Origin of the sequence: Nocardioides sp. NPDC101246, from assembly GCF_044767415.1 — a bacterium.
Lineage (GTDB): Bacteria > Actinomycetota > Actinomycetes > Propionibacteriales > Nocardioidaceae > Nocardioides.
On record NZ_JBIWNX010000010.1, the window covers coordinates 211,248 to 232,681 of the forward strand.

A 21,434-nucleotide genomic window follows, 5' to 3' on the forward strand; every position below is an offset into this window, starting at 1 on the left:
TCGTTAAGGGGACGCTAGGGTTTCGGCAGAGGTCTGGAATCGGGTAAAAAAATCAGGGCGAGGTTCTAAAGATGGTTGCGTTCCCCCAGGAAGGCGAACAGTTCGGTCGCTACGTGATCGAGCGGGTCCTGGGTCAAGGTGGCATGGGCGTCGTCTACCAGGCGAAGGACCCCGCACTGCGACGCAAGGTGGCGCTCAAGCTGGTGCTGCCCTCGCTCACCGTCGACAAGGACTTCATCACCCGCTTCGAGCGGGAAGCCAACATCCTGGCCAAGCTGCGCTCGCGCAACATCGTGCAGATCATCGAGTACGGCGAGGTCGAGGGCACCGTCTACCTCGTCACCGAGTACGTCCCCGATGGCGACCTGCACGGCTGGCTGAAGTCCAAGGGGGCGCTGGAGACCGTCCAGGCGCTGCGCCTGGTCGGTGACGTCAGCGACGCGCTCTTCGACGCGCACCGCGCCGGCGTGGTCCACCGCGACGTGAAGCCGTCCAACGTGCTCCTGTGGGAGCGCCAGGAGGGCGAGCTCGTCCCCTACCTCACCGACTTCGGCATCGCGACCGAGGGCGACTCCAACGTGACCCGAGCGGGCTCGGTGGTGGGCTCGCTGCCCTACATGTCGCCGGAGCGCCACATGGGCGAGCAGGCGACCGCGGCCGGCGACATCTACGCCGCCGGCTGTCTGCTGTGGGCCTGCCTGACCGGCAAGGCCCCCTACACGGGCACCGACTTCGAGCTGATGAGCGCCCACATCAACAGCCCGGTGCCGCGGCTGCCCGCCTCGACGCCCGGCGCCGACCTGATCAACCCGATCATCCAGCGGGCGCTGGCGAAGAAGCCGGAGAACCGCTTCCGCACCGCGGCCGAACTCGCCAAGGCCCTCGACAAGGCCGCCGACCGGCTCGAGGAGTCCGGTCTCGGCGGCGGTGTCGTCGGCGGTGCCGCCGGAGCGGCCGCCGCCGATCTCGGCTCACGTCCCGGTGCCAGCTATGACACGACCGCGAGCGGGACCTCCGGCGGCGGCACCCCCGTCCCCGAGGCCGAGGCCCAGCCGACGATCGTCAAGCGCCCGGGCGAAGGCACACCGCTTCCCGCCCCGCTCGCCAACGAGACCGACTCGACGGTCGTGCACAGCGGCAAGGGCCTGCCCCAGGCAGCGGCCGCTGCCGCTGCGTCCTCGACCGGCGGCACCGGTGCCGGCGGCGGCCAGCCCGAGTGGCTGCCCTCGCATCACTCCAACGCCGGCCAGGGCGACGGCGGCGACAAGAAGAAGCTCTACACCATCGTCGGCGGCGGGGTCGCCGCGGTGCTGCTCATCGGCGCCGGCATCTTCACCCAGGGCTTCGGCATCTTCGGTCTCCACGGCGACGACGCCAAGGCGGCTGAGGCGATCGCCAGCGGCGTACCCAAGCCGGGCTGGGCCGACGAGGACCAGATGACCTGTGCGGCCGAGAGCCTGGTCGGCAAGGTTCCCGCAGCCGAGCTGCGCTCCCACGGAGTCGTCGACGCCGGGGACGAGTGGACCTACACCGGTGACTGGCCGGCGGACGACGCGATGAAGTTCACCCAGGGCCTGCTCGACTGCACCGAGTCCTGGTCGACCGAGATCGGCGACAACTGGAAGGTCGGCGACACCCGGTGCATGGAGAAGGAGGTCGACAAGACCTCCATGGCCGGCCTCCTCGCGGTCGGGGATCTCCTCAAGGACGGCGACACCGGCGCCGCCGGCCCGGCCGGCGAGAAGGCCGTCAAGGCTCTCGACGCGTGCTACGTCAAGGCCGATGCGCTCGGCGCCAAGGTGACCCCCAAGGCCGCCTACATGCAGGTCGACTTCGATGTGCAGGAGCCCACCGCTCCCGGCGGGCAGTCGGTGATCGGGATCGCCAAGACGGGCAGCAGCAGCTACGAGGAGCTCAAGGGCTCCTCCTACGAGCTCCCCGTCACCGAAGGTGGCGTCGAGGGCTGCATCGCGGTCAAGACCACCGTCACCTTCGCCTGGGGCACCGAGAAGGCCACGGACGCGGACTCCTGCGGCAAGGCCGAGCCGAAGAAGCTCGTCTGGGACAAGCTCGACAAGTGCACCGACAAGACCTATACGAAGCGGAAGATCGCCTGCAACACCTGGCAGCTCAACTTCGAGGGCTTCGCGGCGGGCAAGACCTTCAACGTGAAGCTCACCCGCAACGGCGGCAAGTGCTCGGACGCCAAGGGCGCGATCTGCGTCTACCCCGGCACCGCCGCCGGTGACGGCAGGGGCGCCGTCGTGCAGTGGTCCGGCCCGCAGGACTGGACCGACAAGTTCGTCGCCACGGCCCCCGGTGCGAGCGCGCAGATCGACAACTAGTTCGACAACTGGGCGGCGCCTACTAGGCTGCTCGTGATGAGCGAGCAGCCGACACCCCAGCAGATCCGCCGGGCGCTGGCCCGGGCCGAACGAGGCGCAGCCCTGGACGTGGCGGAGGCTTCGGCTCTCCTCGCGGCCGGGGGCGACGACCTGGTCCGGCTGACCGCAGCCGCGGCGAAGGTACGCGACGCCGGGCTGGTCGCGGCCGGACGACCCGAGACGGTGACCTACTCCCCGAAGGTCTTCATCCCGGTCACCAAGCTGTGCCGGGACCGATGTCACTACTGCACGTTCGTGGAGACGCCGGGGCAGGCGGAGCGTGAGGGCCGGGAGCCCTACCTGAGCCCCGACGAGATCCTCGAGATCGCCGCCGAGGGCGCGAAGCTCGGCTGTCTGGAGGCACTGTTCACCCTCGGCGACCGGCCCGAGGACCGGTGGCCCGAGGCGCGGGAGTGGCTCGAGAGCCGTGGCTATGAGTCGACCCTCGACTACGTACGGGCGATGGCGATCCGGGTTCTCGAGGAGACCGGGCTGCTCCCCCACCTCAACCCCGGGGTGATGTCGTGGGAGGAGATGAACCGGCTCAAGCCGGTCTCCCCGTCGATGGGGATGATGCTCGAGACGACATCGCGACGGCTCTTCGAGACCAAGGGCGAGGCCCACTTCGGCTCGCCCGACAAGGACCCCGCGGTGCGGCTGCGGGTGCTCGAGGACGCCGGACGCCTCTCGATCCCGTTCACCAGCGGCCTCCTGGTCGGCATCGGCGAGACGCTCACCGAGCGCGCGGAGACGATCTTCGCGCTGCGGAAGGTGCACAAGGCGTACGCCGGGCTGCAGGAGATCATCGTGCAGAACTTCCGGGCCAAGCCGTCGACCGCGATGCGCCACGTCGACGACCTGGGGCTGGACGAGTATCTGGCCGCGATCGCGGTCACCCGGATCGTGCTCGGGCCGAAAGCTCGCGTGCAGGCGCCGCCCAACCTGGTCGACCTCGACGAGTGCCGGGCGCTGCTCGGTGCCGGGATCGACGACTGGGGCGGCGTCTCGCCGCTCACGCCCGACCACGTCAACCCCGAGCGCCCCTGGCCCTCGCTCGACTCCTTGCGCCAGGTCACCGCCGAGGCCGGCTTCGACCTGAAGGCCCGGCTGACCGTCCACCCGGAGTACGTCACCGGCACCCTGCGCGACGGCCAGTCATGGATCGACCCGCGCGTCCTCTCCCACGTCGAGGCGCTCGCTGAGGCCGACGGGCTGGCCCGCGACGGCGTCCGACCCGAGGGCCACCCGTGGCAGGAGCCGGACGGCGGCTTCACCGCCGCCGGCCGGGTCGACCTGCACGCCTCCGTCGACACCGAGGGCCGCACCCACGACCGCCGCGACGACTTCGAGACCGTCTACGGCGACTGGGACGCGGTTCGGGAGGCCGCCACCTCGACCGGTGCTCCCGCCGTTCTCCATGCCGAGGGGCACGAGGCTCTGGCCGCTGCCGAGAAGGACCCCGGCAACCTCTCCGACGAGCACGCGCTGACCCTGATGACCGCCGAGGGCGACCTGCTGCGCCAGGTCACGAAACTTGCCAATGACCTGCGCGAACAGGTCAACGGCGACACCGTGACGTACGTCGTCAACCGCAACATCAACTTCACCAACGTCTGCTACGTCGGCTGCCGGTTCTGCGCCTTCGCGCAGCGACGGACCGACGCGGATGCGTACTCCCTCGATCTGGACCAGGTCGCCGACCGCGCCGAGGAGGCGTGGAACCTGGGTGCCACCGAGGTGTGCATGCAGGGCGGGATCGACCCCGAGCTCCCCTCGTCGGCCTATTTCGACCTCGTCCAGGCCGTCAAGCAGCGGGTGCCGGAGATGCACGTGCACGCCTTCTCCCCGATGGAGATCGTCAACGGCACCTCCCGCACCGGGCTGTCGATCGAGGACTTCCTGATCAAGGTGCGCGAGGCCGGACTGGGCTCGCTCCCCGGCACCGCCGCGGAGATCCTCGACGACGAGGTCCGCTGGGTGCTGACCAAGGGCAAGCTGCCCGCGAAGACGTGGATCGAGATCGTCTCGACCGCCCACCGGGTGGGGATCCCGACGACGTCGACGATGATGTACGGCCACGTGGATAACCCGCGGCACTGGGTCGGCCACCTCCGCGTCCTCGCCGGCATCCAGGACACCGCGCGCGAGCACGGGAACGCAGGCTTCACCGAGTTCGTGCCGCTCCCGTTCGTGCACACCAGCGCCCCGATCTACCTCGCCGGCGCCGCCCGCCCCGGCCCGACCATGCGCGACAACCTCGCGGTGCACGCGATGGCGAGGATCATGCTCCACGGCCGCATCGACAACATCCAGACGTCCTGGGTCAAGCTCGGCGTCGACGGCACCCGGGCGATGCTCCAGGCCGGCGCCAACGACCTCGGCGGCACCCTGATGGAGGAGACCATCTCCCGGATGGCCGGCTCCGAGCACGGCTCGGCAAAAACTGTGTCCGAGCTCGAAGAAATCGGCGCAGGCATAGGCCGGGCGGTATCGGAAAGGACTACCCTCTACGATCCTCGCTGAACTGTTCTCGAGGGAGTGAGATGTCCGACCCCACCGGCAGCACCGCTCAACAACAACCGAAACCCACAGAGCTCGCCAACGCCGCGGCCGAAGAGGCCCGACGGCGTCGGCTCGGGCTGCCCCCGCTGCCACGGCGGCGGCGCGACCGCACCAAGCCCGTACGCCTGGCGCTGCGCTGGATCGTCATCGTCAGCGCGCTCGTGCTGGTCGCCTTCGGAGGCACCTCGGCATGGGCCTACCTCACCGGCAAGATCGGTCCGCTGCGGGGCGACGAGAAGGACATCGCGCGCACCCTGACCCTTGCCGCGGACACGCCCGCCTGGGCGGATCCCGAGCAGCTGAGCTGTGCCGCGGAGTCGATGGTCGAGGACAAGGGCAGCGCCGGGCTCATCGAGGCCGGGGTGGTCACCAAGACCGGCGGCGGGTTCAGCTACAACGGCGAGTGGCCGTCCAGGCTGGGTCGGGAGTGGTACTCCGAGATCCTCGACTGCGCCGACCGCGGCGCGAACGGCTGGAGCAAGCAGGTCGCCGGGGCCTGGACCCTGGAGAGTCCCCGCTGCCTGCGGGAGGTCGGCCGCCCGGCGATCGCCGGTGTCCTCGCGGTCACCAACCTGCGGCTGACCGACGAGGAGCTCGCCGCCAAGAACGTCGCCGCGATCACCGACCTGGACAGCTGCTACGCCCGCACCCCCGAGGCGCCGACCGCCGCCGCTGCCGCGGGCTACCGCGAGGTCACGCTGAAGGTCACCGCCCCGGCGGTCACCTCCGGCATCGCCTCCATCGACGACGGCGCCACGCAGCCCACCGCGGGCAAGGACCCGGAGCTCACCTACACCCTGCCGGTCACCAAGGGCGGCACCGAGGCCTGCGTGGAGGCGACCACCAAGGTGACGTACGCCTGGGGCACGGTCCGCGCCGGCGAGCCGGCAAAGCTCTGCGGCAAGGCGGCCGCGGCCCGGATGGAGTGGCACACCCTCGAGCGTTCGTGCCCGAAGGGGAAGCCGAAGTGCACCTACATGGCGGCCTACGTCGAGGGGTTGGCGGACAACCAGGCGATGACGGTCACCTACCGGCCCACGGGTGACTTCAAGTGCGCCGGCAAGAAGCCGACCTGCACGGTCAAGATCAAGGCCGACGCCAACGGCAAGGCCCGCACGCCCGGTCTCATGGTCACCGGCAAGAAGGGGAAGGTCGTGGCCAGCGCGGGCAGTCTGAAGGCCACGTACACCAGCTGAAGCGAAGCCCGAAGCAATAGGCACAGCTCGTAGGCTGGTGGGCGTGCCTTCCGACCTCACCTTCGGCGCGACCCGCGGGCCCAGCCCCGACCCGGCTCGGCGCCCGCCGGCCCTGCCCCGCAAGCGCCGCCGGACCCTCGTCGACCTCCCCGGTGGGACGTACGTCGCCGGGGACTCGTTCGGCGAGGGCTACCAGGCCGACGGCGAAGGCCCGGTGCACCCGGTCGACCTGCCCGCGTTCAGGCTGGACGCGACGGCGGTCACCAACGAGGAGTTCGCCCGGTTCGTGAAGGCGACCGGCCACGTCACCACGGCCGAACGAGAGGGCTTCTCGGCCGTCTTCCACCTGGCCTTCGACGGCTCCCCGCGCGACGTCCTGGGCCGCTCACCCGAGGCGCCCTGGTGGCTCGGCGTGCGCGCCGCCTCCTGGCGGGCGCCGGAGGGCCCCGGCTCCAACGTCGGCCGCCGCGGCAACCACCCGGTCGTGCACGTCTCCCACGACGACGCGCTGGCCTACTGCGACTGGGCCGGGACGAGGCTGCCGACCGAGGCCGAGTGGGAGTACGCCGCCCGCGGCGGTCACGCCGGCTCGCGATTCCCGTGGGGCGACGACCTGGAGCAGGACGGCGCCCACCACGCCAACGTCTGGCAGGGAGTCTTCCCCGACACCAACACCGCCGCCGACGGGTTCGTCACGACCGCGCCGGTGCGGACGTACGATCCGAACGGCTTCGGCCTGTTCCAGATGATCGGGAACGTCTGGGAGTGGTGCGCGGACTGGTTCTCACCGACCTACTACACCGACCTCGTCGAGTTCGGCTCGTCCTCGGACCCGCGGGGCCCGGCCGAGGGACTGACCCGGGTCATGCGCGGTGGCTCCTACCTCTGCCACGACTCCTACTGCCACCGCTACCGGCTCTCGGCGCGCTCCAGCAGCCCGCCCGACTCGACCGCGGGAAACCTGGGGTTCCGCTGTGCGGCCGATCAGCCGCCGGATCAGTCGGCGGGGTAGAACTCCTTCGGGCAGGTGTCACCGGCGCAGTCGGCGTACTTCTCACTGAGCCCACGCAGCTCGGCCAGCTCGTCGGCGTACTCGGGGAGCAGCGCGAGCGAGCGGATCTGGTAGGGGTCGTCGGCCAGGTCGTAGAGCTCTTCGCTGCCGTCGGAGAAGCGGGCGTAGGTCCAGTCACCGAAGCGGATCCCCGAGTAGATCTGCTTGGAGCCGTCGTTGACCCGCCAGGCAGAGAGCGGGATCACCCGGTTCTGCGCGGGCGCGTTGAGCCACGGCATGATGTTGACGCCGTCCTGCGCCCGCCCCGGTTCGGCGCCGGCGACCGCCATGATCGTGGTGGCGATATCCGGGTTGCCGACCCCGGTGGCCAGGGACCGGCCGACGGGGATGCCCGGGCCGCGCAGGATCACCGGGATCCGCTGCGTCTCTCGGTAGTGCATCAGCTTGCCGTTGATGTTGTGGCCGCCGGTGGTGTAGCCGTTGTCGGAGGTGAAGATGATGATGGTGTCGTCGAGCTGGCCGGTCTCCTGCAGCCGGAGCACGTGGCTGGCGACCGCGCGGTCGAGCGCCTGGACGGCCTCGACCCGCTGCTCGTGCGCGATCCGCAGCTCGGCGCGGCCCTCGGCGTCGAAGTGCTTGTGGGAGGCCGAGATCCGCGGCGCATCGGTCGGGGTGCGGAACATGTTCGGAGTGTCCGGCAGCTCGAGACCGTCGAAGGAGTGCTTGTCCTCGTCCGCCGGCCTGGTCGTGCTGGTCCCCTCCGGGTCGCCCGGCTCATCGGGACCGCCGTGGTGCGGTGCCACATAGTTGAGCCACATGTACCACGGCTTGTCGGCGCGCTCGGGCGCCGAGATCATCTCGTTGGCCTGGTCCCGCATGACGTACGTCGTGTAGCGGTTGTAGGTGGTGAGCTTGCCGTTGTGGTTGATCCGCGGCCGGATGAAGTTGTAGGTCGACATGTCGGTCGTCGCCCGCCAGTCGGTCCATCCGGGCGGCACGTCCTTGGCGGTGCCGTCGAGGCCGTAGCCGTTGAGGTACTTGCCGGTGAAGAGCGTGTCGTAGCCGGCCTCCTGCATCGCCTCGGGCAGCGTGCCGGTGTGATCCATCGACGCGTAGCCACCGCGTTCGCCGTTGATCGTCACGGTGCGGTGGTTCTGGCTGTACTGCCCGGTCAGCAGCGAGGCACGGGCCGGCACGCAGATCGGCGTGGGCGCGATCGCCTCGGTCAGCGAGGTGCCCTGCTCGGCCAGGAGATGGCGAGTGTGGGGCATGAACTCGAGATCCTCGTAGGCGAGGTCGTCGGCCGTGATCATGAGGATGTTGGGCTGGGTGGAGTAGGGCGTCCAGTCGGGCGTCGCCGTGGGCGTCGAGGGCACCACACCGTCGTTGTCGCCCCGCGCGAAGGCGTTCCCGGCCAGAGACCCCAAGGAGCCCAGCGGACCGGCCGAATCGGGCATCGCACCGAGCGCGATCGAGGTGCCGGCGAGCACGGCGACGGCCGCCACCGCCAATCGGGCGCGAGGCGCCATCTGGTCTGCTCCCTCGGTCGATCCCCGCGTCGTTTGTCCGTCCGGTTCCACTCCCCACCGGACCGGGTTAACGTTACCGAAGGGGGCCTCGATGACCCCAATGCCGGCCGATCAGGAGACTCAAGTGAGCGAATCGCGCGAGAACTACGGCGACTACAGTGTCGACGACGAGAACCAGATCACCGGCGAGGACGCGCTCTCCGGGGACGTTCTCGAAGGTGAGGTGCGCGACGAGCTCGACCACGGCATCGTCACCGCCGACCGCTACTCCACCGACTACGGCAACACGCCCTGGGAGGAGGAGCACCGTGAGTGCATCGACCAGCGCCGCCACCAGGAGGTGCCGGAGACGGATCCCTACGCGGTCGAGTACGACGACGCCGAGGAGAGCGACGACCCCGACGGCCGCGAGGTCGGCAACAAGCGAGCGGGGCGGCTGGTCGACCCCGACCGCGGCGAGGGCGAGGACACGGAGTCCGACCTCTACGGGATCGATGCCGGCATCGACGGCGCCGGCGCCTCCGCCGAGGAGGCCGCGATGCACATCATCGACGACGAGGAGGACGGCGACGGCTACCGCTGAGCCGGCCGGCTAGGCGGTGAGGTCGTCGACCTCGAGCACGAGCTCGACCTCGAACCCCTCGGAGCTCTCCAGATAGAGCGCGGTGTGCTCGTCGCCGCCGGCGTGCGGGTAGCGGTCGGCGTACATCTCGTGCCAGCCGTGCTCGGTGGAGGCCGCCCGCATCCTGTCGAGCACCTCTCGGCTCTCGACGGTGAACGCGATGTGGTTCACCCCGGGTCGGAGCCGGTCCTGGGTGCCGTGCTGGTCGGTGGAGTGCTCCAGAAAGACGTACGTCCCGTCCGCCGCCTCCCAGAAGTGACCCTTCTCCCCGGCCTCCCAGCCGAGCTCACCGAAGAGCCACCCCCACTCCCCCGAGGCGGTCTCGAAGTCGTCGACCCAGAGGTCCCAGTGATGGATCGCCCGCATCTCTTCCTCCTGACCCGGCTGGTGCCATCGAGGCTACCTTGTCCTCCGCCCGACGTGGGTCGGCTCGGAAAGGGAGTCGCGGGCGGGGGAAGCAGCGTGTGAGGATCGGGGCGTGAGTGACCTGAAGACCTTCATCGCCGGGCTGCCCAAGGCCGAGCTCCATGTCCACCACGTCGGGTCGGCTTCGCCGCGGATCGTCTCGGAGCTGGCTGCGCGGCATCCGGGGACGGTGCCGGCGGACGTCGAGCTGCTGCGGGACTACTTCACGTTCAGCGACTTCGCGCACTTCATCGAGGTCTACCTCTCGGTCGTCGACCTGGTCCGTACGCCGGAGGACATCCGCTACCTGACCTACGAGATCGCGCGTGACCTGGCGCAGACCCAGCAGGTCCGTTACGCAGAGCTGACCTGCACCCCTTATACCTCCGTACGCCCCGACCTGGCCGAGCGTCCGGCGGGGACCGGGCACTCCGGGATGGCGATCGAGGCCTACACCGAGGCGCTCGAGGACGCCCGGGTGGCGGCCGAGCGCGACTTCGGGATCGCGCTCCGCTGGATCTACGACATCCCGGGCGAGGCCGGGATGCCGGCGGCCGACGCGACGCTGGCGTACGCCGTCGACCACGGCCCCGAGGCGCTCGTCGGGTTCGGGCTCGGTGGGCCCGAGGTGGGGGTTCCCCGACCGCAGTTCGAGAGGCACTTCGACGCGGCCCGCGCCGCGGGGCTGCGCTCGCTGCCGCATGCCGGCGAGACCACCGGACCGCAGACGATCTGGGACGCGCTGACCGTGCTGAAGGCCGAGCGGATCGGCCACGGCACCTCGGCGGCCCAGGACCCCGCCCTGCTCGCCCACCTCGCCGAGCACCGGATCCCGCTCGAGGTCTGCCCTTCGTCCAACGTCGCCACCGGCGCGGTGGCAACGATCGAGGAGCACCCGCTGAAGACGTTCGTCGACGCGGGTGTGACCGTCACGATCAACTCCGACGACCCGCCGATGTTCGCGACGACGCTCAACCGGGAGTACGAGATCGCGACCGACCTCCTCGGCCTGGACACCGCCGGCATCGCCGACCTCGCGCGTGCTGCCGTCGACGTCTCCTACGCCCCCGACGACGTCAAGGCCCGGCTGCGCGGCGAGATCGACACGTACGCCACGTCTTAAGTGCTTGACGCGGCTCGGACGCGACCGTTTGCTGGTCGGCATGGGCGAACTGACACTGGCGGTCAACGGGATCGAGCTGTGCGTCGAGACCTTCGGGAGTCCTGCGGAGCCGCCGATCCTGCTCGTCGGCGGGATGAGTGCCTCGATGGACTACTGGGAGGACGACTTCTGCCGCGCGCTGGCCGCGGGCCGGAGGTTCGTGATCCGCTACGACCATCGCGACACCGGCCGCTCGACGACGTGGCCACCGGGAGAGCCGGGCTACACCGGACGCGACATGATCGCGGACATCCCGGCCCTGCTCGACGCCTTCGGCCTGGACAAGGGCCACCTCTTCGGCATCTCGATGGGCGGGGCGCTGGCCCAGTGCGCGGCGGTGCTCCATCCAGAGCGCGTCGAGACGCTGATCCTCGACGAGACCTCACCGGCCTTCGACGGCGTACCCGACCTGCCGCCCATCGGTGAGGAGCTGGCCGACTTCTTCGCGGCGGCCGCGAAGAGCGCGGTGCCCGATCCCGGCGACCACGAAGCCCTGGTGACGATGCTGGTCGAGGACCAGCGGGCCTTCGTCCCCGAGGGCTTCGACGAGGCCCGGATGCGGGCCGTGGTCGAGCGGGCCGTACGCCGCACCCCCGACATGCGACCGACCCTCGCCAACCACCACGCGATGGGCGACGGCGAGCCGGTCGAGGCAACGCTGGCCGACATCGCCGCCCCGACCCTGGTCATCCACGGCACCCGTGACCCGCTGTTCCCGATCGGGCACGCGGAGGTCCTCGCCCGCGAGATCCCGAACGCGACGCTCCTCGTCCTCGACGGCGTCGGCCACGAGCCGCCCCCTCCCTACACGTGGGACAGGGTCATCCCGGCGATCCTCGACCACACAAGTCGGTAAGGAAGGCGGTCACGAGGCTCACAGGAGCCGTTCGACCGCCGCGATCGCCGCGGTGAGATATGCGTCGATGACCGCACGATCCTCAGCTGACAGCCCGCGATCGAGATCGTCCAGGGCAACAAACATCGGCATCAGCTGACCGAGGATGTCCGCGCGCCCGGAGTCGGTGACCACGACCTGGGTCCGGCGGCGATCCTCCTGGTCCGGTTCACGCCGGACGTGGCCGCGTGAGGCGAGTCGGTCGACGATCCCGGAGGCTGCTGCCGAGCTCACGCCCAGGTGGCGGGCCAGGTCGCCCGGCCCGATCGGCTCGCGGGTGATGAGTTTCATCGCAGAGAGCTCGTGGTGATTCAAGTCGGCACGACGAGCCACCGCCGGCGCCGACTCCTGCGCGACGTCGAGAAGTCGCCGAAGCAGCTGCAGCGTGGATGTGCCCATGGCCTCGGCTACCCGCTCAGACGGGGGCTTCACCTGAGGGTCGTTCGCGTCGTCGCCTTGGATTTCTCTCACCAACTTACTAAGTTACTTTGATACTTTCTGTTCAAGTCTACCTAGGAGGACGCACGTGCCGTCCCTTTCCTCGCGTCGAGCACCGGCCACCCGCCGGCTGTTGCGACCATCTCTGGCCGCCGCGGTCTCGCTCGTCGCGCTCGTTCTCTCCGGGCTCTTGATCGGCGCTGTCGGGGAGGCGGATCGCACACCCTCGGCGACCGACAACCTCCCGGATGGCTACGACTCGACCACCGTCGCAGAACTCGCTGACGAGTTCGGGGCCGACGACTCCGCAGTCGCCATCGTGCTGTTCACCGCCGACGACGGCAAGCTGTCCACCGAGACGGTCGAGGGCGAGCTCACGGCACTGTACGGCGAGGTCGTGGCCTCGGAGGGCCCGCAACAAGGCGACAGCGGCCAGCCCGCCCAGCAGCAACCGCTTCGGATCAGCGAGGACGCCACAGCTGCCCTGGGCGTGGTGCCGATCGGCGCCAAGGGCGCGAGCGAGACCGCCGACGCGATCGAGCGGATCCGCGAACTCCTCGACGACCAGACACCCGACGGCGTCAACGCTCAGGTCACCGGTCCTGCCGCGGTCCAGGCCGACCTCGCCGGGGTCTTCGAGGGCGCCGACATCACCCTTCTCGCCGCCACCGCCACGATCGTCGCGCTGCTGCTGATCATCACCTACCGCAGCCCGTTGCTCTGGATCGTTCCGCTGTTGGTGGTCGGGCTCGCCGACCAGGTGGCCGCCGTCTCGGCCACCCATGTTCTCGCGACGTTCGGTGTCGCCTGGGACGAGTCGACCATCGGGATCCTGAGCGTCCTCGTCTTCGGCGCCGGCACCGACTACGCGCTGCTGCTGATCAGCCGCTACCGCGACGAGCTTCGAGTTCAACAGGATCGTTACCTCGCGATGGCGACCGCCGTGCGCGGCACGCTCGAAGCGGTGCTGGCCAGCGCCACGACGGTCACGCTCGGCCTGCTGACCCTGCTGCTGTCGGTCGTACCGACCACCCGCGGCCTCGGACTGGCGTGCGCAGTCGGCGTGGTGATCGCGGCAACGTACGCCTTGATCGTGCTGCCCTGCACCCTTGTGCTCTTCGGACGGTGGGTGTTCTGGCCACTGGTCCCGCGAGTCGGCCAGGAGCCACTGGTCGACTCACGCACTTCCGCGTGGCACCGGCTGGGCACCACCGTCTCCCGACGTCCACGCGGCTTCGCCCTGGGCGCGGTCGGCGTGGTCGCGCTGCTGGGCTTCTCCGTCACCCAGATCGAGCAGGGGCTGCCGACCTCCGAGCAGTTCCTGGACACGCCAGAGTCGATCAGCGCCGCCGCCCGCCTCGGCGAGTCCTTCCCCGCCGGCACCGTCGACCCCGCCACCGTCATCACCGGCAGCGATCCCGGCGAGGTGACGACCGCGATCGAGCAGGGCGACGACGTGGTCTCTGTGCGCATCACCGGGCAGAACGACGACCTCACCCGGCTCGCCGTGGTCTTCGACGCCGCGAGCAACACCGCAGCCGCCGAGGCCGCCGTCGTCGATCTTCGTGACCGGCTCGACGGCTTCGACGACACCTGGGTCGGCGGCACCGAGGCGCAGTCGGTCGACGAGCGCGACGCCGCCGAGCGCGATCGGGCGCTGCTGATCCCGCTGATCCTCGGCCTGGTCATCATCGGCCTGGTGCTGCTGCTGCGATCGATCGTCGCGCCGCTGCTGCTGGTGGCCACCGTGGTCGGCACCTTCTTCGCCGCCCTCGGCACCTCGTGGTGGATCTACACCGGTGTCTTCGGGTTCTCTGCGATCGACGTCGGCGTGCCGCTGCTGGCGTTCCTGTTCCTGGTCGCGCTCGGGGTGGACTACAACATCTTTCTCATCACCCGGGCTCTGGAGGAGTCGCGGACGCACGGACTCCGCGACGGCATGCTCCGCGGTCTCACCGCGACCGGCGGCGTGATCACCAGCGCGGGCATCCTGCTCGCGGCGGTCTTCGCCGTGCTCGGCGTGCTCCCGTTGGTGGTGCTCGCCCAGCTCGGCATCGTCATCTTCGTGGGCGTGCTGCTCGACACGCTGCTCGTGCGCACCGTGCTGGTGCCCGCCCTGTCGTTGTGGCTCGGCCCGGCGTTCTGGTGGCCGCGCCGAGCTGGTGCGATCACGGGCGATTGATTCCGACGGAACTCTTGCCTCCGGCAGGGCGCACTGCGCCCTGCCGGGGGCTCCTGAGCTACTCGATCTTCCCGAGCACGTCCCCGATCGCGACCGTCCCACCGGGGTCGGCGCCATGGGCCAGCACGCCCGCGCGATGGGCGGCGACCCTGGTCTCCATCTTCATCGCATCGATGACCGCGACGTCCTGACCCTCGGTGACCTGGTCGCCGTCGGCGACGAGCCAGTCGACGAGTACGCCCGGGACGGGGGCCTCGAGCCCGGCGGGGTCGACCGCCGGTGCGGCCTCCATCGGCGCCGGGCTGCCCGCCGCGATCCCCTGCAGGAGGTCCTCGGGAAGCCCGAGCATCACCCGGCGACCGTCGATCTCGATCGGCACCCGCCGCAGCGGCTTCTCAGGCGCGGGCTCCGGTCGCCGCTGCGCCTCGAGGCGCGGCATCAGCTCGGTCTCGATCCACTGCGTGTGCACGGCGAACCCGGCGGTCGAGAACGCCGGGTCGTCGAGCAGCGTACGAGCGAAGGGGACGACGGTCGCGACCCCCTCGACGCTGAGCTCGCGGAGCGCGCGGCGGGCGCGTACGACGGCGGTGTCCCGGTCCGGCGCGTGCACGATCAGCTTGGCGATCAGCGAGTCGAAGGCGGCCTGTACGGTGTCGCCGGCCTCGATCCCGGCGTCCCAGCGCACCCCGGGGCCTGCGGGTACCCGCAGGCCGGTGACCACGCCGGGGCTCGGCAGGAAGCCGCGGCCCGGGTCCTCGGCGTTGATCCGCAGCTCGATCGCGTGACCCGAAGACGCCGGCGTCTCCGAGAAGGAGAGACCCTCGCCCGCGGCGATCCGCAGCTGCTCGGCGACGAGGTCGATGCCGGTGACCGCCTCGGTGATCGGGTGCTCGACCTGCAGGCGGGTGTTGACCTCGAGGAACGAGATCACCCCGTCGGCACCCATCAGGAACTCGACGGTGCCAGCACCGCGGTAGGAGACCGCGGCGCAGATGTCGCGGGCAGCCTCGTGGATGCGAGCGCGCTGCTCGTCGGTCAGCCCCGGCGCAGGGGCCTCCTCGACGAGCTTCTGGTTGCGGCGCTGCAGCGAGCAGTCCCGGTCGCCGACGACCACGACGTTCCCGGCGCCGTCGCCGAGCACCTGCGCCTCGATGTGTCGCGGTCGCTCCAGGAAGCGCTCGACGAAGCACTCGCCCCGGCCGAACGCGGCCAGCGCCTCGCGCGAGGCGGACTCGAAGGCATCCGCGACGTCGTCGAGCTCACGGGCCACCTTGAGCCCGCGCCCGCCACCGCCGAAGGCAGCCTTGATCGCGATGGGCAGCCCGTGCTCGCGCGCGAACGCGACCGCCTCGTCGGCGGACTCCAGCGGGCGGTCGGTGCCCGCCACCAGTGGCGCGCCGACGCTCTGCGCGATCCGGCGGGCGGTGATCTTGTCGCCGAGCTTGTCGATGCTCTCCGGGCTCGGTCCGATCCAGGTCAGGCCCGCGGCCTCGACGGCGCGCGCGAACTCGGCGCTCTCCGAGAGGAACCCGTAGCCCGGATGCACCGCGTCGGCGCCGGAGGCCTGCGCCGCGGCCATGAGCCACTCGATGCTGAGGTAGGACTCGGCGGCGGTCGAGCCGCCGAGCACGTACGCCTCGTCAGCCAGGCGCACGTGCAGCGCGTCGGCGTCCTGGTCGGCGTAGACGGCGACCGACACGAGGCCGGCCTCGGCAACCGCCCGCACGACGCGGACGGCGATCTCTCCCCTGTTGGCGATGAGCACCCTGCGCATGTCAGTCTCCTCGGATCTCGGTCGTCGGCCCAACGGCCAAAGCAGGCACAGTGGGCGCGACGGGGCGGAAGCGGATGCGGACCCCGGGCGGCAGCTGACCGGCCAGGTCCAGGTCGCGGTCGATGACCGCGCCGATGATCGGATATCCGCCGGTGAGCGGATGGTCGGGCAGGAACAGCACCGGCTGCCCGTCGGGTGGCACCTGGATCGCACCGGTCACCGCGCCCTCGCTCGGCAGCTCGCCGGCGATGTCGCGCTCGAGCGGGACGGCGCCTTCGAGGCGTACGCCGACGCGGTCCGAGCGCGGCGTGACGGTCCACTCCTGCTCGAGCAGGGTGCGTACGCCGGCCGGGGTGAACCAGTCCTCGCGTGGACCGAGCACGATGCGCAGCTCGACCGTGTCACCGGGGGCGGGCAGCGGGTCGGTGGTCACCCGGTTGGGGTCGACCGCGTGCGGCGCGGCCGCGGGGCCGTTCAGGGGCACCACGTCGCCTGCGCGCAGCGGCCGCCCACCGAGGTCACCGGGGCCGAGACCCGCGAGCGTGTCGCTGGAGAGGCTGCCGAGCGCGGGCGGGAGGTCCAGGCCGCCGCGCACCGCGATCACCGCGCGCAGACCGGCGCGGACCGCGCCGAGACGCAGCTCCTCGCCGTCCTCGAGCGCGGTGGCGGCGCCGTGCTCGACCGGGAGCGGCGGGCCGTCGCTACGTACGATCGTGGTCTCGGCGGGTGCGCCCGTGACCGCCACGACCGCGGGGCCGGTGAAGCGCAGGGCCGCGCCGCCACCGGCGAGCTCGAAGCCGGCGGCGCCGGGCAGGTTGCCCACGGCACGGTTCGCGGCCCGCAGGGCACGGCGGTCGGCCGCGCCCGACGCGGAGACGCCGAGGGCGGCATGGCCGGAGCGGCCGAGATCCTCGATCACGAGCTGCAGGCCGGGGCGTACGACCTCGACGGCGAATGGATGCTCGGCGGCGTCGGCCGTCGGAGCAGGCTCGTTCACCGCGACCGACTCGCGCTCGAGCCGCTCGAACCGCACGGTCATCCCGGGCGCGAGCAGGGCGGGCGGGTCCCGGTGCAGGTCCCACATCGGGGCGTCCGTACGCCCGATCAGCTGCCAGCCACCAGGGCTCTCCCGGGGGTAGACGCCCGAGAACGTCCCGGCCAGGCCGACGGAACCGGCCGGGATCCGGGTGCGCGGCGAGGAGCGCCGCGGTACGTCGAAGAGCGGGTCGTCGCCGACGAGATAGCCGAAGCCGGGCGCGTACCCGGTGAAGGCCACCCGCCAGTTCGCGGCCGTGTGGCGCGCGACGACCTCCTCGGCGCTGACCCCGAGCAGGTCGGCGACCTCGTCGAGATCCTGGCCGTCGTAGCGCACGCCGATCGTCACCGAACCCGCCGTCGGCAGGCCGCCGTGGACCGGCTCGACGCGAGCCAGCTCCTTGGCGAGCGTCGCCTCGTCGACGAGCGTCGGGTCGAACCGGACGAGCACCGTCCGGGCGGCCGGCACCAGCTCGACGACGCCGGTCGGCGGAGCGGCCACGAGCGCCGCATGCAGCCGCATCGCGCCCTCGAGGTCGTCCTCCTCGACCAGCAACGCCCGGTCCGATGCGATGAGCACGCGCCTCACGCCAGATACTCCGAATCCCGTACGTCGGTGATGAACATGTGGCCGGGCGCGTGAGTCAGCGCGAACGGCGGACGCGAGTCCATGATCGCGGCCTGGGGCGTGACCCCGCAGGCCCAGAACACCGGCACCTCGCCCTCGCGCACCTCGGGCGCGTCCCCGAACTCGGGAGCGGCGAGGTCGGCGATGCCGAGCGATGCCGGGTCACCGACATGCACCGGCGCACCGTGCACCGCCGGATAGCGCCCGGAGATGCGTACGGCATCGGCGACCCGGTCGGCGGGGATCGGGCGCATCGAGACCACCATGTCGCCGCGCAGGCGCCCGGCCGGGGCACACGGGCGCGAGGTGCGGTACATCGGCACGTTGCGGCCGAGCTCCTGGTGACGGATCGGGATCTCGGCGTCGACCAGGCCGGCCTCGAAGGTGAAGCTGCAGCCGATCAGGAACGAGACCAGGTCCGGGTGCTCCTCCCACGCCACGCTTGCGTCGGTGACCTCCTCGGTGAGGACGCCATCACGCCAGATCCGGTACGCCGGGATGTCGGTGCGCAGGTCGGAGCCCGGCGCCAGGGTCGACTCGTGGGCGCCCGGGTCGAGCACCTCGAGCACCGGGCACGGCTTCGGGTTGCGCTGCGCGAAGAGCAGCACCTCGAAGGCCCAGTCGGCCGGCACGGAGATCAGGTTGGCCTGCACCAGACCGTGGGCGACGCCGCTCGTCGGAGCGACCTCACCCGCCCGGTAGGAGGCGCGCGCGGCGCGCGCCTCCTCCAGCTGGGTGGTGCTCGCGGTCATGCGGCGGTCCCTGCGAACGGGGCGATGACGATGCCCTCGGCCTCGAACAGCGCCCGGGTCGCCGCGGCCATCCGGATGGCTCCATCGCTGTCGCCGTGCACGCAGATCGAGTCGGCTCGCACGGCCACGTCGGTGCCGTCGATCGCCTCGATCACACCTTCGCGCGCGAGCCGCAGCATGCGGGCCGCGACGGCGTCGGCGTCGTGCAGCACCGCACCGGGCTCGGCGCGCGAGACCAGCTCGCCACCGGGCGTGTAAGCACGGTCCGCGAAGGCCTCGGCGGCCGTGGCGAGGCCGGCTCTGTCGGCCACCTCGAGCACGACGCCGCCCGCCAGGCCGAGCAGCACGAGGGACGGGTCGATCGCCTTGACCGCCGCGACCACGTCCTGCGCCTGGCGCTCGTCGCGGGCGATGGTGTTGTAGAGCGCGCCGTGCGGCTTGACGTACCGGACCGCGCCGCCGACCCTCGAGGTCAGGCCGATCAGGGCACCGAGCTGGTACTCGACGTGCGCCTGCAGCGTCGCGGACTCGATGTCCATGGCACGCCGTCCGAAGTTCTCGTAGTCGCGATAGCCGGGGTGTGCACCGATCGTGACGCCGTTGGCGACGGCGTCGGCGAGCGTCTGCCGGATCCCTTCGGGGGTGCCCGCATGGAACCCGCAGGCGACGTTGGCGCTCGAGACGATCGCGAGCATCGCGGCGTCGTCCGCGACGACCCGATCGGGCGCGTTCTCGCCGAGGTCGGAGTTCAGGTCGATGGTTGCCGAAGAGTTCGTTGTCACAGTGCTCACGCTCCGATGCCGATGAAGGCGAAGATCGGGCCGATCGAGACGATGCCCATGTACCAGCTGAGCAGCGTCGCGAGGGTGCCCACGGTCAGCAGCCACACCGGGTAGCGGTAGCCGTGCAGGACGTCGCGCTGACGGAACCAGCCGATGTACATGAAGATCGACATGCCGATCGGCAGGATCAGGCCGTTGAAGCCACCGACGAAGACCAGGATAGCCGCGGGCGCGGCGCCGATCAGCAGGTAGAGGACGAGGGAGACCACGATGAAGCCGACCGTCGCGACCTGCAGCCGCCACCCCGTTCCCAGCTTCTTCGAGAAGGTCGAGATGAAGGTGGCCGAGGTGTAGGCGGCACCGATGACCGAGGTGATCGCCGCGGCCCAGAAGATCGCGCCGAAGATGCGGATGCCCGCGTCACCGAGCACGGCCCCGAAGGCCTGACCTGCAGGGTTGGCGGCCTGGCTCGAGAAGTCGAGGGTGACGCCCGAGGCCACGACACCGAGGATCGCGAGGAAGAGTACGTAGCGCATGATCCCGGTGACCAGGATGCCGCTCATCGAGGCGCGGTGCACGGCCGGGACGTGCTCGGGGCCGACCAGGCCGGAGTCGAGGTAGCGGTGCGCGCCGGCGTAGGTGATGTAGCCACCGACGGTGCCGCCCACGATCGTGGTGATCGTCGCGAAGTTGAGCGTGTCGGGCACGAAGGTCTGGCGCAGCGCGTCGCCGACCGGAGGCTGCGACGCGATCGCGACGAAGAGCGTCAGCCCGATCATCAGCAGACCGAGCACGAGCACGACCATGTCGACGACGCGGCCGGCCCGCTTGTACATGAAGATGCCGATCGCGAGCAGCGCCGAGAGCAGGCCGCCGACCTTGGGGTCGATGCCGAGCAGGGCGTTCAGACCGAGGCCGGCACCCGCGATGTTGCCGATGTTGAACGCCAGACCACCGATCACGATCAGCGTGGCCAACAGGTGACCGGAGTACGGCACGGCCTCGTTCGCCAGGTCGCCGGCTCGCTTGCCGGCCACGGTGATCATCCGCCACACGTTCATCTGCAGTGCGAAGTCGATCAGGATCGAGGCCAGGATCGCGAAGGCGAACGCCGCACCGAGCTGCGCGGTGAAGGTCGCGGTCTGGGTGATGAAGCCGGGGCCGATGGCCGAGGTGGCCATCAGGAAGATGGCACCGAGGATGGGTCCTCGGCGCGATCTTGCGAAGGTCTTGGCGCGCTCGGCGCTGGTTGTCTCAGTCATGGGGGACTCCTGCCATCAACGGGCCGTGTGGCTGGCACCACACTCTAGGTGTAGTACAGAATGGCATCGATTGTTCAACAATGATAGTCCGGCCTGTTAAATTGATGTTGCGATTGTCCACGGATGCGATCCCCTAGGATGCGGTCATGCCCGACGCCGACGACACCCTCACGAACGCGCTGCGGCGTCGGATCATCGACGGAGAGTTCGCACCCGGCACCCGGCTCTCCGAGATCTCCCTCGCCGAGAAGCTCGGCGTCTCGCGCAATACGCTCCGCGAGGCGTTCCGCGTGCTCTCCGAGCAGGGGCTCATCGAGCACGTACCCCATCGCGGAGTCTCCGTCGCCTCACCCGGCGTGGCGGACGTCGTCGACATCTATCGGGCGCGGCGCTACGTCGAGCCCGCGGCCCTGGCCGCAGGCTCCCCGCTACATCCGGCGGTGACAGCGATGCGCGAGGCGGTGGAGCAGGGAGAGTCCGGCCTCGAGGCGCGCGACTGGCGCTCGGTCGGCACCGCCAACATGGCGTTCCACGACGCCATCGTCGCCCTCGCCGACAGCCCGCGCCTCGAGCGGCTCTTCCGCGACATCGCCGCCGAGCTACGCCTCGCGTTCCTCGAGATCGACAACCCCGAGGCGCTGCACGCTCCGTTCGTCACCCGCAACCGCGCCCTGCTCGAGACCTTCCTCGAACAGGGCGGACCGGCTGCCGCGGCCGAGCTGCAGGACTACCTCGTCCTCTCCGAACGCACCGTCCTCGGCGCCTTCACCCGCCTGCGTCACGGCTAGACGGATCGTGGTTGAGGGGTAGTCCA

The 21,434-nt window shown here is 70.6% G+C and carries 17 protein-coding genes and 1 pseudogene; 9 read left to right on the forward strand and 9 right to left on the reverse strand.

All coding sequences use genetic code 11. The features are described 5' to 3' along the window. The first annotated feature begins 71 nt into the window (after positions 1-71). From ACIRON_RS19670 to ACIRON_RS19685, 4 genes are read left to right on the forward strand one after another with little or no spacing between them, the layout of a single operon-like run. Positions 72-2,345, forward strand: a complete 2,274-nt coding sequence (locus ACIRON_RS19670) for a protein kinase (protein WP_402994615.1) — start codon at positions 72-74, stop codon at positions 2,343-2,345. Positions 2,346-2,381: 36 nt separating this feature from the next. Next, a complete protein-coding gene (locus ACIRON_RS19675; RefSeq protein WP_402994617.1) occupies positions 2,382-4,907 on the forward strand; it encodes a bifunctional FO biosynthesis protein CofGH in 2,526 nt (841 codons plus the stop codon). Positions 4,908-4,927: 20 nt separating this feature from the next. Beyond that, positions 4,928-6,142, forward strand: a complete 1,215-nt coding sequence (locus tag ACIRON_RS19680) for a hypothetical protein (protein WP_402994619.1) — start codon at positions 4,928-4,930, stop codon at positions 6,140-6,142. Positions 6,143-6,185: 43 nt separating this feature from the next. Then, a complete protein-coding gene (locus ACIRON_RS19685; RefSeq protein WP_402994621.1) occupies positions 6,186-7,154 on the forward strand; it encodes a formylglycine-generating enzyme family protein in 969 nt (322 codons plus the stop codon). Here the strand turns inward: ACIRON_RS19685 and ACIRON_RS19690 are convergent. Next, a complete protein-coding gene (locus tag ACIRON_RS19690; RefSeq protein WP_402994623.1) occupies positions 7,139-8,683 on the reverse strand; it encodes a sulfatase-like hydrolase/transferase in 1,545 nt (514 codons plus the stop codon). The two genes, ACIRON_RS19685 and ACIRON_RS19690, sit on opposite strands and share 16 nt — an antisense overlap. 124 nt (positions 8,684-8,807) lie before the next feature. Between ACIRON_RS19690 and ACIRON_RS19695 the strand changes: the two genes are divergently transcribed. Then, a complete protein-coding gene (locus ACIRON_RS19695; protein ID WP_402994625.1) occupies positions 8,808-9,266 on the forward strand; it encodes a DUF5709 domain-containing protein in 459 nt (152 codons plus the stop codon). Between the two features lie 9 nt (positions 9,267-9,275). Here ACIRON_RS19695 and ACIRON_RS19700 read toward each other — a convergent pair whose 3' ends face one another. Further along, positions 9,276-9,671 (reverse strand): VOC family protein, encoded by a 396-nt coding sequence (locus ACIRON_RS19700; RefSeq protein ID WP_091051896.1) that lies wholly within the window; start codon positions 9,669-9,671, stop codon positions 9,276-9,278. Between the two features lie 112 nt (positions 9,672-9,783). Here ACIRON_RS19700 and ACIRON_RS19705 point away from each other — a divergent pair, with 112 nt between their 5' ends. Together ACIRON_RS19705 and ACIRON_RS19710 are read left to right on the forward strand one after the other, a co-directional pair. Further along, positions 9,784-10,833 (forward strand): adenosine deaminase, encoded by a 1,050-nt coding sequence (locus ACIRON_RS19705; protein ID WP_402994627.1) that lies wholly within the window; start codon positions 9,784-9,786, stop codon positions 10,831-10,833. A gap of 40 nt (positions 10,834-10,873) precedes the next feature. Further along, positions 10,874-11,728, forward strand: coding sequence for an alpha/beta fold hydrolase (locus ACIRON_RS19710; protein WP_402994629.1), 855 nt, complete (start codon positions 10,874-10,876; stop codon positions 11,726-11,728). Positions 11,729-11,746: 18 nt separating this feature from the next. Here ACIRON_RS19710 and ACIRON_RS19715 read toward each other — a convergent pair whose 3' ends face one another. Beyond that, the gene (locus ACIRON_RS19715) at positions 11,747-12,166 is read right to left on the reverse strand and encodes a MarR family winged helix-turn-helix transcriptional regulator (RefSeq protein ID WP_402994631.1); all 420 of its coding nucleotides are present in this window, start codon (positions 12,164-12,166) and stop codon (positions 11,747-11,749) included. 127 nt (positions 12,167-12,293) lie between these two features. On the opposite strand from ACIRON_RS19715, the gene ACIRON_RS19720 reads away from it, so the two are divergent. After that, positions 12,294-14,387, forward strand: coding sequence for an MMPL family transporter (locus ACIRON_RS19720; RefSeq protein WP_402994633.1), 2,094 nt, complete (start codon positions 12,294-12,296; stop codon positions 14,385-14,387). Between the two features lie 58 nt (positions 14,388-14,445). On the opposite strand, the gene ACIRON_RS19725 is transcribed toward ACIRON_RS19720, so the two are convergent. The 6 genes and pseudogenes from ACIRON_RS19725 to ACIRON_RS19750 form a co-directional block, all read right to left on the reverse strand. Beyond that, positions 14,446-16,161 (reverse strand): acetyl/propionyl/methylcrotonyl-CoA carboxylase subunit alpha, encoded by a 1,716-nt coding sequence (locus ACIRON_RS19725; protein WP_402994635.1) that lies wholly within the window; start codon positions 16,159-16,161, stop codon positions 14,446-14,448. A gap of 1 nt (position 16,162) precedes the next feature. Further along, positions 16,163-17,200 carry a biotin-dependent carboxyltransferase family protein gene (locus tag ACIRON_RS19730; protein ID WP_402994694.1) on the reverse strand — a complete coding sequence of 346 codons (1,038 nt, stop codon included), beginning with the start codon at positions 17,198-17,200 and terminating at the stop codon, positions 16,163-16,165. Then, a pseudogene (locus ACIRON_RS19735) lies at positions 17,183-17,785 on the reverse strand (allophanate hydrolase subunit 1); the annotation flags it as partial. The pseudogene ACIRON_RS19735 and the gene ACIRON_RS19730, both read right to left, overlap by 18 nt. Next, positions 17,782-18,576 carry a putative hydro-lyase gene (locus ACIRON_RS19740; RefSeq protein ID WP_402994637.1) on the reverse strand — a complete coding sequence of 265 codons (795 nt, stop codon included), beginning with the start codon at positions 18,574-18,576 and terminating at the stop codon, positions 17,782-17,784. The pseudogene ACIRON_RS19735 and the gene ACIRON_RS19740, both read right to left, overlap by 4 nt. After that, complete coding sequence (locus ACIRON_RS19745) at positions 18,573-19,358, reverse strand: LamB/YcsF family protein (RefSeq protein WP_402994639.1); 786 nt, start codon at positions 19,356-19,358, stop codon at positions 18,573-18,575. Before ACIRON_RS19745 ends, ACIRON_RS19740 begins: the two co-directional genes overlap by 4 nt. Before the next feature lie 5 nt (positions 19,359-19,363). After that, on the reverse strand, positions 19,364-20,620 hold the full coding sequence (locus ACIRON_RS19750; RefSeq protein WP_402994641.1) for an NRAMP family divalent metal transporter: 1,257 nt from the start codon (positions 20,618-20,620) through the stop codon (positions 19,364-19,366). Positions 20,621-20,766: 146 nt separating this feature from the next. Here ACIRON_RS19750 and ACIRON_RS19755 point away from each other — a divergent pair, with 146 nt between their 5' ends. Next, positions 20,767-21,408 (forward strand): GntR family transcriptional regulator, encoded by a 642-nt coding sequence (locus ACIRON_RS19755; protein ID WP_402994643.1) that lies wholly within the window; start codon positions 20,767-20,769, stop codon positions 21,406-21,408. Positions 21,409-21,434 lie beyond the last annotated feature (26 nt).

Bases quoted from the DNA above. Each gene is read 5' to 3' on its own strand.
- ACIRON_RS19755 (WP_402994643.1), top strand. From the start codon at position 20,767: ATGCCCGACGCCGACGACACCCTCACGAACGCGCTGCGGCGTCGGATC.
- ACIRON_RS19740 (WP_402994637.1), bottom strand. From the start codon at position 18,576: ATGACCGCGAGCACCACCCAGCTGGAGGAGGCGCGCGCCGCGCGCGCC.
- ACIRON_RS19670 (WP_402994615.1), top strand. From the start codon at position 72: ATGGTTGCGTTCCCCCAGGAAGGCGAACAGTTCGGTCGCTACGTGATC.
- ACIRON_RS19675 (WP_402994617.1), top strand. From the start codon at position 2,382: ATGAGCGAGCAGCCGACACCCCAGCAGATCCGCCGGGCGCTGGCCCGG.
- ACIRON_RS19700 (WP_091051896.1), bottom strand. From the start codon at position 9,671: ATGCGGGCGATCCATCACTGGGACCTCTGGGTCGACGACTTCGAGACC.
- ACIRON_RS19725 (WP_402994635.1), bottom strand. From the start codon at position 16,161: ATGCGCAGGGTGCTCATCGCCAACAGGGGAGAGATCGCCGTCCGCGTC.
- ACIRON_RS19680 (WP_402994619.1), top strand. From the start codon at position 4,928: ATGTCCGACCCCACCGGCAGCACCGCTCAACAACAACCGAAACCCACA.
- ACIRON_RS19690 (WP_402994623.1), bottom strand. From the start codon at position 8,683: ATGGCGCCTCGCGCCCGATTGGCGGTGGCGGCCGTCGCCGTGCTCGCC.
- ACIRON_RS19750 (WP_402994641.1), bottom strand. From the start codon at position 20,620: ATGACTGAGACAACCAGCGCCGAGCGCGCCAAGACCTTCGCAAGATCG.
- ACIRON_RS19710 (WP_402994629.1), top strand. From the start codon at position 10,874: ATGGGCGAACTGACACTGGCGGTCAACGGGATCGAGCTGTGCGTCGAG.
- ACIRON_RS19715 (WP_402994631.1), bottom strand. From the start codon at position 12,166: ATGGGCACATCCACGCTGCAGCTGCTTCGGCGACTTCTCGACGTCGCG.
- ACIRON_RS19730 (WP_402994694.1), bottom strand. From the start codon at position 17,200: ATGACCGTGCGGTTCGAGCGGCTCGAGCGCGAGTCGGTCGCGGTGAAC.